General features: G+C 38.7%; 16 protein-coding genes. 10 read left to right on the top strand and 6 right to left on the bottom strand.

Features of this window, described 5'->3' with window-relative positions; genetic code table 11:
• From BM143_RS19355 to BM143_RS19385, 7 genes are all read left to right on the top strand, one after another.
• Positions 1–825, top strand: a complete 825-nt coding sequence (locus BM143_RS19355; protein ID WP_090026511.1) for a class I SAM-dependent methyltransferase — start codon at positions 1–3, stop codon at positions 823–825.
• Between the two features lie 21 nt (positions 826–846).
• Positions 847–1,731 carry a bifunctional 5,10-methylenetetrahydrofolate dehydrogenase/5,10-methenyltetrahydrofolate cyclohydrolase gene (locus BM143_RS19360; RefSeq protein ID WP_034726908.1) on the top strand — a complete coding sequence of 295 codons (885 nt, stop codon included), beginning with the start codon at positions 847–849 and terminating at the stop codon, positions 1,729–1,731.
• Between the two features lie 7 nt (positions 1,732–1,738).
• The gene (locus BM143_RS19365; RefSeq protein WP_090026513.1) at positions 1,739–2,368 is read left to right on the top strand and encodes a 7-carboxy-7-deazaguanine synthase QueE; all 630 of its coding nucleotides are present in this window, start codon (positions 1,739–1,741) and stop codon (positions 2,366–2,368) included.
• Positions 2,369–2,548: 180 nt separating this feature from the next.
• The gene (locus BM143_RS19370) at positions 2,549–3,919 is read left to right on the top strand and encodes an exopolysaccharide biosynthesis polyprenyl glycosylphosphotransferase (protein ID WP_090026515.1); all 1,371 of its coding nucleotides are present in this window, start codon (positions 2,549–2,551) and stop codon (positions 3,917–3,919) included.
• A 116-nt stretch (positions 3,920–4,035) separates the two neighbouring features.
• Positions 4,036–4,788: an MlaE family ABC transporter permease gene (locus BM143_RS19375; RefSeq protein WP_090026517.1), complete on the top strand. Its 753-nt coding sequence runs from the start codon at positions 4,036–4,038 to the stop codon at positions 4,786–4,788.
• Positions 4,788–5,603, top strand: a complete 816-nt coding sequence (locus tag BM143_RS19380) for an ABC transporter ATP-binding protein (protein ID WP_090026519.1) — start codon at positions 4,788–4,790, stop codon at positions 5,601–5,603. The genes BM143_RS19375 and BM143_RS19380 overlap by 1 nt, the downstream gene beginning before the upstream one ends.
• Positions 5,587–6,201: an outer membrane beta-barrel protein gene (locus BM143_RS19385; RefSeq protein WP_034726903.1), complete on the top strand. Its 615-nt coding sequence runs from the start codon at positions 5,587–5,589 to the stop codon at positions 6,199–6,201. The genes BM143_RS19380 and BM143_RS19385 overlap by 17 nt, the downstream gene beginning before the upstream one ends.
• Before the next feature lie 35 nt (positions 6,202–6,236).
• Here the strand turns inward: BM143_RS19385 and BM143_RS19390 are convergent, their stop codons facing one another.
• Positions 6,237–6,548, bottom strand: coding sequence for a hypothetical protein (locus BM143_RS19390; RefSeq protein WP_034726902.1), 312 nt, complete (start codon positions 6,546–6,548; stop codon positions 6,237–6,239).
• Positions 6,549–6,641: 93 nt separating this feature from the next.
• Positions 6,642–7,448 (bottom strand): M48 family metallopeptidase, encoded by an 807-nt coding sequence (locus BM143_RS19395; RefSeq protein ID WP_047452744.1) that lies wholly within the window; start codon positions 7,446–7,448, stop codon positions 6,642–6,644.
• A 106-nt stretch (positions 7,449–7,554) separates the two neighbouring features.
• On the opposite strand from BM143_RS19395, the gene BM143_RS19400 reads away from it, so the two are divergent.
• Positions 7,555–8,106 carry a DUF4251 domain-containing protein gene (locus BM143_RS19400; protein WP_090026686.1) on the top strand — a complete coding sequence of 184 codons (552 nt, stop codon included), beginning with the start codon at positions 7,555–7,557 and terminating at the stop codon, positions 8,104–8,106.
• Here BM143_RS19400 and meaB read toward each other — a convergent pair.
• Positions 8,103–9,086 (bottom strand): methylmalonyl Co-A mutase-associated GTPase MeaB, encoded by a 984-nt coding sequence (gene meaB / locus BM143_RS19405; protein WP_090026521.1) that lies wholly within the window; start codon positions 9,084–9,086, stop codon positions 8,103–8,105. The two genes, BM143_RS19400 and meaB, sit on opposite strands and share 4 nt — an antisense overlap.
• A gap of 140 nt (positions 9,087–9,226) precedes the next feature.
• Between meaB and BM143_RS19410 the strand changes: the two genes are divergently transcribed.
• Together BM143_RS19410 and BM143_RS19415 are read left to right on the top strand one after the other, a co-directional pair.
• Complete coding sequence (locus tag BM143_RS19410) at positions 9,227–9,517, top strand: c-type cytochrome (RefSeq protein ID WP_090026523.1); 291 nt, start codon at positions 9,227–9,229, stop codon at positions 9,515–9,517.
• A gap of 21 nt (positions 9,518–9,538) precedes the next feature.
• Positions 9,539–9,826, top strand: coding sequence for a cytochrome C (locus BM143_RS19415; protein ID WP_090026688.1), 288 nt, complete (start codon positions 9,539–9,541; stop codon positions 9,824–9,826).
• 64 nt (positions 9,827–9,890) lie between these two features.
• On the opposite strand, the gene BM143_RS19420 is transcribed toward BM143_RS19415, so the two are convergent.
• From BM143_RS19420 to prfH, 3 genes are all read right to left on the bottom strand, one after another.
• Positions 9,891–10,889 carry an enolase C-terminal domain-like protein gene (locus BM143_RS19420; protein ID WP_090026525.1) on the bottom strand — a complete coding sequence of 333 codons (999 nt, stop codon included), beginning with the start codon at positions 10,887–10,889 and terminating at the stop codon, positions 9,891–9,893.
• A gap of 91 nt (positions 10,890–10,980) precedes the next feature.
• Positions 10,981–11,484 (bottom strand): tetratricopeptide repeat protein, encoded by a 504-nt coding sequence (locus BM143_RS19425; RefSeq protein WP_090026527.1) that lies wholly within the window; start codon positions 11,482–11,484, stop codon positions 10,981–10,983.
• Entirely contained in the window at positions 11,471–12,169 is a 699-nt protein-coding gene (gene prfH / locus BM143_RS19430) for a peptide chain release factor H (protein WP_090026529.1), read from the bottom strand. Before prfH ends, BM143_RS19425 begins: the two co-directional genes overlap by 14 nt.
• Position 12,170: the final 1 nt, after the last annotated feature.

The following is a 12,170-nucleotide window of genomic DNA, read 5'->3' on the forward strand; positions in this document are numbered from 1 at the left end:
ATGTCTGCATTACGGTCATATTATTATAAACTTCCTCCGGGCCTCAGGCTTTTGGGGAGAAAGCTCTATTACTTCCCGATAGACCTCTATGACGGGTTTACCGGAAAAAGATCTAAAAACGAGCCTAAAAAGGGAGATATTTATGTAGGAGGCAGCGACTTTATTCCTCACGGGATCCGTCAGGCCAATGCGCTGAAAAAATATATCGGCTTACAAAATACCGATCGTGTGCTGGATGTAGGATGCGGAATCGGAAGAACCGCTGTAGCCCTTACCGGAATCATTGATAAAGGAACTTACGATGGTTTTGATGCTGTAGAAAAAGGAATCAACTGGTGCAATAAAAATATCGGCCAAAAACATCCGAATTTTAAATTCAAGTTTACCCCGATTTATAATGATCTGTACAATACTTTCAGCCAAAAAGCGGAAGATTTTACATTTCCTTATGATGATGCCCAGTTTGACAAAGCATTTCTCTTCTCAGTCTTCACTCACATGCAGATTCCTGAGATCAAAAGATATCTGAGCGAGATCAGCAGAGTTTTGAACAGCGGCGGACAATGTCTGGCCACATTCTTCCTGTATGATGAATCTAAAAAGGAATTTGGAACCATGCCATTTCCTCATCAGTATGAAGGATACAGACTTATGGATGATAAAGTAACCGCAGCCAATATCGCGGTAAGCATTCCATTGCTGAACCAGATGGCAGCAGAAGCAGGACTAAAAGTAACGACCGTAAAAGGAGGGTTCTGGAGAACTGATGTAGAAAAGGAAGGTGCCGATGAGTTCCAGGATATTGTTGTATTCAATAAAATCTAAATAAAAGTAAAAAAAGTAAAAATGGCAGAAATTCTTGACGGACTTAAAGTATCCAAAGAAATAAAAGCGGAGATCAAGGTTGAAGTGGAAAAGATCCTTGAAAGCAAGAAAAGAGCACCGCACCTGGTAGCGATTCTTGTAGGAAACAACGGAGCGAGCAAGGCGTATGTAAACAGTAAAGTAAAAGACTGTGAGGAAGTTGGATTCCGTTCTACGCTTGTCAAATTCCCAAGTACGGTTTCTGAATCTGAATTATTGGAAAAAATCGATGAGCTGAATAAATCTAAATCAGTGGACGGTTTTATCGTACAGCTTCCTTTACCGGATCAGATCGATCAGGAGAAAATCATTCTGGCTATTGATCCAAGAAAAGATGTGGATGGTTTCCACCCTGAAAACTTCGGAAAAATGGCGTTGGAAATGGATACGTTCCTTCCTGCTACACCATTCGGGATTCTGACATTATTGGAAAGATACAATATTGAAACTAAAGGAAAAGACTGTGTGATCATTGGAAGAAGTAAAATCGTAGGAAGACCTATGAGCATCCTGATGGGAAGAAAAGATTTCCCGGGTAACTCTACCGTGACTTTAACACACTCTTACACAAAAGACATCGAAGAATATACAAAAAAAGCAGACATCGTTATTACTGCTTTAGGTGATCCTCATTTCCTGAAAGGAGATATGATTAAGGACGGTGCGGTAATCGTGGATGTGGGTATCACAAGAGTGGATGATGACTCTCCAAAAGGATATTACCTTGCGGGTGACGTAGATTTTGACAGCTGTGCAGCCAAAGCAAGCTGGATCACGCCGGTACCGGGAGGTGTAGGCCCAATGACCAGAGCCATGCTGATGAAGAACACCATCATTGCATACAAAACTTCGGTCTATAACGACTAATTTTAAAATGAATAAAGAAGAAGATATTTTATTAAAAGAAGGTAAAATGCTCCCTGTGATGGAGCATTTTTACACTATTCAAGGGGAAGGTGCGCATACCGGAAAAGCGGCTTACTTTATCAGACTGGGAGGTTGCGACGTTGGCTGCCACTGGTGTGATGTTAAAGAAAGCTGGGATCCTACGCTGCACCCCTTGATGAATGCTGAAGAAATTGCAGAAACTGCCGCAAAACACTGTAAAATTATTGTGCTGACCGGTGGCGAACCATTAATGTGGAATTTAGATATTTTAACTTCTAAATTGAAAGAATTAGGCTGCACGATACATATTGAAACTTCAGGAGCGTATCCTTTAAGCGGACAAATCGACTGGATTACCCTTTCACCAAAGAAAACCGGGCTTCCGAAAGAAGAAATTTATGCTAAAGCTCACGAACTTAAAATGATTATTTTTAATAATAATGATTTTAAATTTGCTGACGAGCAGGCTGCAAAAGTTTCTGAAAACTGCAGGTTATATCTTCAGAGCGAATGGAGCAAACGTGATGAAATGTACCCAAAGATCACCGATTTTATTCTGGCTCACCCGGAATGGCAGGCTTCGGTTCAGACTCATAAATATTTGAATATCCCATAAAGATCACTTCCCTTAGATTCTACAGAGCAAATTTGAATGAGATTATTTTTTATTCTTATGAATGGTTTTCTTCATGAAGTATCCAAGTAGTAGGACGAAAATTGATAATATTCATCGAATATGAGATATACCATAAAAAATATGTACCTTAGCTCTTCGTATCCGTTTAAACACCGATAGATGCAGAGAATTCGATACTCTAGATACTTGAAATCGATTATTATTTTGCTTGACCTTATGGTTATTGCATCTATCTTTATATTCTTTTTTATAAGCAGGAATGAAAACTTAAGATACCATAGAGAAACATGGTATGAAAATATTTTCTCACTGATTCTACTCTTTTTGTTCTGGATGCTGCTGAGCGGCAGGACAAAAATCTATAACATTCAGAGGAATCTTACGTATACTTTGTTTTTGGAACGCCTTCTGATTCATTTCCTGTTTTTTATACTGGGAGTTCTCCTCATCGGAAGGGTTAGCAAAAATGTTTTTTTCAATTCAGATATTTACTGGCTCTCATTTTACCTGTTTTTCTTTATTTTCCTTGCAAAATCGGTCATCTATTTTACCATAAAATATTTCCGTTCACTGGGGATTAATTACAGAAATGTCATGTTTTTGGGAGAAACAAGCTCTACCGAGATTTTAAAGAATATATTTAAAGACAGAAAGGATTACGGATATAAAATATTCGAATATGAAGGCCCGGCCATCAATCCCAATACACTTGTTGGTTTCTGGAAAAAGAACGGAATTCACACCCTTTTTTTATCTACTGAAAATATGTTCAATGAGGATACGGAGAAAGAAATTTTCAAGCTTGCAGAAGACAATAAGGTCCACGTTTCCCTGATTCCGAGCATTACACAGAGTGATTTTTTCCTGTATGATCTTGGATACATTCAGACACAGCCGGTTCTAAGCCAGGCCAAATATCCACTGGACTATTATTCCAATTTTCTGGTAAAAAGGACTTTCGATATCTTATTTTCAATATCAATATTGGTATTTCTCTGCTCCTGGCTATTTCCAGTTATTGCTATTCTCATCAAAGCAACTTCTAAAGGCCCTGTTTTTTTTATACAAAAGAGATACGGTTTCCATGAAGAAGTGTTTTCCTGCCTGAAATTCAGGACAATGATCGTTAATAATGAATCTGCAACGAAAACCACGGAAGAAAACGACTCAAGAATCACCACCATTGGAAAGTTTCTCAGAAAAACCAGCCTTGATGAGCTTCCCCAGTTCATCAACGTACTGAAGGGGGAAATGTCTATTGTAGGACCCCGCCCTCATATGCTGGCCGTGGACAATTACTACAAACCAAAGATCGGAAGATACAGTTTAAGAAGTATGGTTTCTCCAGGAATTACGGGCCTTGCACAGGTAAGCGGACTTCGCGGAGATTATGGAGATGTGGAAGTGGAGATGAAAAAAAGAATCCTTGCAGATACTTTCTATGTAAGGAACTGGAGTTTTGTACTGGATCTGGTCATTGTTTTAAAGACTGTTTTACTGGTGATCGCAGGAGATAAAAACGCAAAATAAATCAAACAAAAGGTTAAGATTACAATTGAGGAATCATATTTGCTTCTAAGGTTAAATAAACTTTAGGCCTTCAACTGAGCCTTACTTAATTAAATAAAAAAGTCTAATTTAGCAGCATGTTAAAAAAGTTTTTCACAGCAGTAGGAGAATACATTATCCTTCTAGGTAAATCCTTGCAGAAACCCCAGAAAATGAGGGTTTTTTGGAAGCTGTTCATGAGAGAAATTAATGATCTCGGCGTCAATTCTTTTGGGCTTGTGATCTTCACTTCTATATTTGTGGGAGCGGTAGTCGCTATCCAGATGTTCAACAACTTTGATTCTTCCTCTTTTCCCATCCCACCAGCATTCGTGGGATATGCTACGAAAGCTGTTTTGGTTCTGGAATTTTCCCCAACCATTATCAGTCTTATCCTGGCCGGTAAAGTAGGATCATATATCGCATCCAGTATAGGAACCATGAGGGTTTCTGAACAGATCGATGCCCTGGACATCATGGGGGTGAACTCTCCCAACTTCCTAATATTACCTAAAATTTGTGCCTGCGTTATTTTCAATCCTCTTTTGATTGCCATCAGTATCGTATTCGGTATCGGCGGCGGACATCTGGCAGGTATGCTGACCGGAAACTGGACGGAAAACGACTATATCGTAGGGATTCAGATGTATATGCCCAATTTATTCGTGTATTATGCATTTGTAAAAACTACCGTATTTGCCTTTATCATTGCTACCGTTCCTTCCTATTTCGGATATAACGTAAAAGGAGGATCACTGGAGGTAGGTAGAGCCAGTACACAAGCCGTAGTATGGACAATGGTATTTATTATCATTTCCGAATTAATTTTAACCCAATTAATATTAAGCTGATGATTGAGGTAAAAGATCTTAAGAAGAGTTTTGGTGATGTCGAAGTACTTAAGGGAATTTCAACTTCCTTCGACAAAGGAAAGGTGAACCTGATCATCGGGCAGAGTGGCTCGGGAAAAACTGTTTTCCTGAAAAGCTTACTGAATGTATACCAGCCTTCAGCAGGAGAAATCCTTTTTGACGGGAATGATATCAATACGATGACCAGAGACCAGAAACAGCACCTGCGTTCAGAGATCGGAACGGTATTCCAGGGCAGTGCGCTTTTTGACTCGTTAACCGTGGAAGAAAACATTATGTTTCCGCTGGATATGTTTACGAACCTTACTTTCCGTGAAAAAAAGAAAAGGGTTTTTGAAGTAATAGGAAGAGTGCATCTTGACAAAGCCGGCAGAAAATTCCCATCCGAGATCTCGGGAGGAATGCAGAAACGTGTGGCCATTGCAAGAGCCATCGTCAACAACCCGAAGTATCTGTTCTGTGATGAGCCGAACTCCGGACTTGACCCTTATACTTCCAATATTATTGATGATCTTCTTCTTGAAATCACCAAGGAATACAACACGACAACCATCATCAATACCCACGATATGAACTCTGTGATGACGATCGGGGAGAAAATTGTATACCTGAGATTGGGAATCAAAGAATGGGAAGGAAACAAAGATGTTCTGATCACGGCAGGCAATAAAAATCTTATTGACTTCGTTTATTCTTCAGAACTGTTTAAAGAACTGAGAGAATATTTACTTGAAAATAATAAAACGATTGAAAATACAATCACTAAAATAGACGATAATGAAAAAGGTACTTAGTATAGCGTTAATCGGGTTTTCAATGTTCGCTTCTGCACAGATTTCACTGGCTGCAAAAGCTAACTTAATATTCCCGACGGGCTCTCCTTCATGGAAAAACATCAAAGGAACAGTGAATGACGCCATTGAGGGAACAGGAAAGAACAATGCAGGCTTCAACGCGGGTCTTTCATTAAAAGTTAAACTTCCGGGTTCATTCTATGTAATGCCGGAATTATTCTACACGCACTTCAAAAATGAATTCACTACGGAGAATACTACTTTTGATGTGAAAAGCAACCGTTTAGATATGCCTGTTCTTTTAGGACATAATGTTCTGGGAGATATGCTTGGGGTCTTCATAGGACCTGTAGCCAGCTATAATTTAAGCAAGGAAAATACGTACAACGATTTTAAGGAAAATGTTAAAAACAATTTCACTGTAGGCTATCAGTTTGGAGCACAGCTTGAAATCAAGAAACTGCTTATCAACGCAAGATATGAAGGTTCATTCAGCAAAGACGAAAGAAACTTCATCAATAAGGTTTCCGGTTCGGAGATCAGATATGACAACAGACCTAACCTGTTCTTAGTAGGTGTAGGCTATAAGTTTAAATAATTCGAAAATAACATCTATAAAAAACCCTCAAATATTTAAATTTGAGGGTTTTGATTTTGTCGCTGAAGTTCTGCTTCACGTTGGGCAATTTCTGCCGCCTGTTTTTCCAGTTCTTCTTTGTCTTTCTGTAATTGTTTGAATTCTTTTCTTTTCTCTTCAGCTTTCAGCGCACTTCCTTTGCTTACATATCCTACCATTCCGCCGATAATAAGACCTATTCCTACTCCTGCCATTACGCCCATCATATGGGAGATGGTAATTCCCCCTACCGTAAAATCAGTGGTCAGATAAAAAAGCAGTGCCGAAACGGCCAGCAGGATCAGTCCTGTAATTGATAAACTTTTCATAAATATTGTGTTTAGTGGTTGGTGTTAAAAAAAAGCCTTACCCAATTTAGTGAAAATTAAATAAGGCTCTATACAAGATTAAAAATTCTGATGTTATATTTTCCCTCCGGCAGCTTTATAATATTCCAAAGCTTTGGGAAGGTCTCTATTGATATCTGAGATCCTTGTTTCAGGATTCGGGTGAGTAGAAAGGAATTCAGGCTGTCTTGATCCTGAAGACGCTCCTTCCATTCTATTCCAGAAAGGGATCGCTTCTCTTGGGTCATATCCTGCCATAGACATCAGATACAGTCCCATCTGATCCGCTTCTGACTCCTGGTTTCTTCCGTATTTTAATAATGCTACCTGAGATCCGATCGGATAAACTTTTTGGAAAATTCCGGCCCATTGTGAGTTGGAAATTGTTCCACCCAAAATTGAACCTCCATATTGTGCGACCATAGCCTGAGAGATTCTCTCATTTCCGTGTCCTGCTAAGGCATGTGAAACTTCGTGTCCCATCACAACCGCAAGACCGTTGTCATTCTTCGTAACCGGAAGAATTCCTGTGTATACTGCAACTTTCCCGCCAGGCATACACCAGGCATTCAGTTCATTGCTCTGAATAAGATTAAATTCCCAGCTGTAATTCGCCAGATCTGCCGATCTTCCAATGCTTTGATAGTATCTTTCTGCTGCACTTTTGATTCTGCTTCCTACACTTACTATTTTTTTAGCGTCTGCAGTTCCTGATATAATCTTAGATTTAGACAGTGTCGTTTTATATTCCTGAGCAGACATTGTCAGTATTTCAGAGTTATTTGCAATCTGTAATGAAGATCTTCCCGTGATCGGGTTAGTCGTACAAGCTGCAATTGACAGGGCAACTGCTCCTATTCCTAATAGATGTGTAAATTTCATAGTTCGTGTATTAATAATTCAACATTTACAATTTTTATTCCAAAACGGTTGAGAAGGAATATATTTGCATACATTTTGCTATTTAAATTTAACAATTAATATGGTTATGAAAAAGTATATCTCACTTATATTTATTTTTGGATTTCTTTTTTTCTTTCAGAGCTGTTCATCACAGGGCTCATTAGATTCCAAAACAGTAGATGCACTAGTAAATTCTGAGGAACTTACTTTTTATGCAGAACGCGCCAATCCAACCAACTATGATGTGATCAACGTTATGAATTCAATGCCGAATTCCACATCAACAAGGATGCTGCAGCTTAATGGGGATTATACCATTGTACTCGCCAAAGATAATCTGGAAGTGGTGCTTCCTTATTTCGGAAGAGTATTCAACCCAAGCTACGGAGATCCAAGTAAAAACAGCTACAGATTTACTTCAAAGGATTTCATCATCAGCAAATCCCAAAATAAAAAAGGAAACTGGACTTTAAGAATTAAGCCAAAAGATGTAAGAAATGTCGATGAAATAAATCTTGAAATCTTTAAAAACGGCAAAGCTTTCGTTTCTATGAGAGGTAATGACAGACAGCCGATTACTTATGATGGGTATGTTTCAAAAAACGAAGAAAAACCTAAGGAAAAGGAAAAGCTTTAATCTTTAGATAAAAATTTTTCAACAAATATTTTTGCTTCAGTACTGGGATTAGAAACCATTTCTGAAGCATTTTTTCTGTGCTGTACATAAGCTTCTTCCACAGAGCTGCTTCTCTTCATCATGGCCAGAATATATTCCTGAACCCAGTATTCAAAACGCTTTTCTGCCTGCTGGGTACGGACTTCATTGAAACGCCCGGTTTTCTTTTTAAGATCAATGAATTCATAGAGCTTGGTATAAATCTCATCGAGACCTTCATTGTAAAGAGCAGAGCCCAGTAAAACAGGAATTTTCCAGCCTTTTTCTTTGGGTGGAATAAAATCCAGTGCACGCTTCAGTTCGAGTCTTGTATTTTTTGCTTTCTGCAGATTGTCCTGATCCACCTTATTGATAAAAATAACGTCTACCATTTCCATGATGCCCCGTTTGATGCCCTGCAACTCGTCTCCTCCGCCAATGATTTTAAGGAATAAAAACACATCAGTAATATCTGATACCAGCACTTCAGACTGTCCTACTCCAACTGTTTCAATTAGAATATAATCATATCCTGCCGCTTCGCAGATCATCATGGTTTCAAAAGTGGTATTGGCAACACCACCCAGAAATCCTGAACTCGGGGAAGGTCGGATAAAGGCATTTTCCTCCTTGGCCAATTCTTCCATTCTGGTTTTATCCCCTAGAATACTTCCTTTATTAATAGATGAACTGGGGTCAATAGCCAGAACCGCTACTTTCTTTCCATTAGCAATCACCAATCTTCCGAAATTCTCAATGAAAGTAGATTTCCCTGCTCCCGGAACCCCTGTGATTCCAACCCTGATGGAGTTTCCTGTAAAAGGCATAATCTGCTTCAAAAGCTCTTCTGCCTGAGCTCGGTGTTCGGCTTTTTTACTTTCAACTAATGTAATAGCTTTTGCGATCAGGCGTTTATTACCTGACCTTATTCCTTCAATTAGTTCTTCTGTAGAAAATTTCATTGATTCAAAAGTATAAAAATAACCTTCAAACTCCCATATAAACGGGCATTAATTTTATTTCTTCTAAATTAAAACTAGAGGTTGTCTTATCAACGGGAGGCGGAAATTCCTACATTTGTTATTCATCAAAATTAAGAAACATGAAAAAAATATCCGCTGCGGCATTATTGATCTGCCTATTAATGGCTTCCTGTACTCCAAAGGCCTCCACAGCCGGACCTATAGGGCCTGCCGTTTCTACTGCAGAACAAATAGCACAAGGAAAAACAATCTTTGAAAATGCATGCGGAAGATGCCACAAACTCCCGGATCCTACAGCACACACGTCTGTACAGTGGGTAGGAATCATGAATTCTATGGCACCAAAAGCGAAACTGACCGATGAGCAACATCAGTGGGTTTACGATTATATTGTTTCTGTGAAAAAATAATCACCAAATCAAAATATGGGTATGAAAAAAATAATCTTAAGTATGGTGGCAGGTGCCGTGTTTATGGTATCATGCGGACCCAAAAGTACAGCTGTCACCGGACCGAAGTATACTGCGTCTGAACAACTGGTTCAAGGGAAAACTATTTTTGAAAATTCATGCGCCAAATGTCACAAACTCCCTGATCCGGCTAAACATGACGATCAGGGATGGATCAAAACATTAAGCAGAATGGCTCCGAAAGCTAAATTAAACGATGAGCAGCATCAGATGGTTTATGATTATCTGATTTCTGTGAATAAAAAATAGCGTTGGAGGGGTTTGAGAGTTGGAGAGTATTGCTGTGCAAAACTTATCATTCATAACTCAGAATTTACAACTCTTTCAAACCGATTCCCAGGCCGGGTTTGTCGGATAGGATTATTTTTCCGTTTTCTACACAATTTCCGGTGGCATAGTCATTGGAGATCAGATTGGCTCCGTCCAGATCTGCAAAATCGGTAAGACCTGCCAGTACACAGCCTGCGGATATACCAACGGTGGATTCTGTCATGCATCCGATCATGATTTTATAGCCCAATTCTTTTGCTTTTCTGATCATTTCCAACGCTGGAGTGAGTCCGCCACACTTCATCAGTTTGATATTGACACTTTTGTAATATGGCAACAGCTCTTCAAGGGATTTGAGATACTGACAGTCTTCATCTGCCATCCAGTTGGCCGGACTTTCTTTATTAAGAATTTTGTAATTTCCAACTGGTCTTGGCTGTTCAAGATAGGAAAACCGAGCAGTCCTTTCATTTTCCTGAAGCCAAAGACAATCCTGATCTGTAAAACTGGCATTGGAATCCAAGGCAATATGCCTATCTAATTTCAACAGTTTTTCAATATTAACCTGATGCAGACCTTTGCATTTTACTTTAAATCTGTTCCAGCTGCTCTTTTCTATTTTCCCGATCTGGTCATTGATGTCCGCTACAGAAATCGTAATAGAACTTTCTACTAAATTAGGGGAGGGAATCGTATTTAATTCGACAAAACTCTTATTTTCAAGCTTTCCAAACAAATCCCAATAGGCACAATCTAAGGCAGATAATAAAAAAGGATGTAAATCCATTGTTGAAAGAAAAGTGAAAAATTCTGCAGGATGAATGATGGCCTGGTTTTCCAGTAATCTCTTTATTTTCGTTAATCTGACAACAAATTTTCTGATGTCAATCTGATAATAATCTATGGCCACACATTCTCCATAGCCTTTAACGTTCAAATAAGATAATTCCACCAGCAGGGCTTCTCTTTTGTCATAGTTTCCGTAAGCAATGGAGAAGGTTTCCTTTAACTGAAGGGTTTTAAGTTCAAAATACAGTTCCATAACTTAAAGCTACAAAAAAGGATCTTAAAAAGATCCTTCTGTATTGAATAAGCCATATTTACAGCCTTTTCTGTTTTAAGTAAAAAGAGGTTTATTTTTTCTTTTTCGTCTTTGATTTCGCTATTTTGCTTTTGACAAATTTAGTTCTGCTCTTCAAAAAATCAATCATCGCTTGATTATAGCTGTATTTTTCAGCTTCTTTCAAAGGTTCCAAAGCTTTTTTATATTCAAATCTGATCTCAAACAACAACGATTTTTGGATCAGGATCCTTGATTTATCTATTCCTTTGATTTTTAACGCATAATTGATGAGTTTTTCAGCTTCATCAAGATCCTCATTATCCAAAAGGCATTTGATGTAATGTAAAGGCGTGTTGAGATTAGACACATTGCACTGCATGGCTTCTTCAAAATACATTTTTGCCCTTTCATAATCGGTAAGCATTTCACTGTATATTCTTCCCATCAGACACAGACTGTCTGCATCTTCGGGATCGTAGGACAAAGCATAATTCAATGCTTCCAGGCAATCCGGAAGGCTGTATGGATAATTGTCCAGAGCTTCAAAATAATATTTACTTTTAGTTAAGGTCATATCTGTCGTTTTTTAATTCTTGTTTCAGGATATTCCGTTGCTTTTTAAAGGATTTATCCTGATGATTCTTTTTAAAATCTGTTCCTGAAAATGTACGGACCGGATTTCCTCTCTGCACCTGCAGATGATTGTTCCACGTGTCCTGCATTCTTTTTTCAAGCTGTTTGATATAAAGTCCGGTTACTTTTTCTTTCAACCGCATAATGGCCAGTTTTTTATTCTCCAGCTGCGACCGCGAATCCTGTGCAAATACACTTTCTCCGGTGGGTACATGAACTGCCCGAACCGCTGTATTTACTTTATTCACATTCTGTCCTCCGCTTCCCTGACTTCTTGTAGTCTGAAACTGAATATCTTTTTCATTGAAATTGATTTTCTCCAGCCCTTCCAGCTCGAAAACACCGATAAACCAGTTGCTTCTTTTATGCAGTTTCCTGAATGTACTTTTTCCGCTCCAGCATATGCTTCCTAACCATGTTTTTAGAAATACATCCAATTCTTTTGCTTTTAAGAGTAGGGTTACGGACTTCAAAGTAAGGTTTTCATCACCATTTTCGCGGTGAATAATTTCGTAATCTATTGTATTGTTTTTCACTTCCTCAAGGAAGGCCTTCAGTACTTTAGCAGTCACCCACTGGCATTCTAAAGGTCCTCTTCCCGAGGTTATTTGTATGAGTTTTTCCATT

Source organism: Chryseobacterium oleae, assembly GCF_900115055.1.
In the GTDB taxonomy this organism is placed as follows: Bacteria; Bacteroidota; Bacteroidia; order Flavobacteriales; family Weeksellaceae; genus Chryseobacterium; species Chryseobacterium oleae.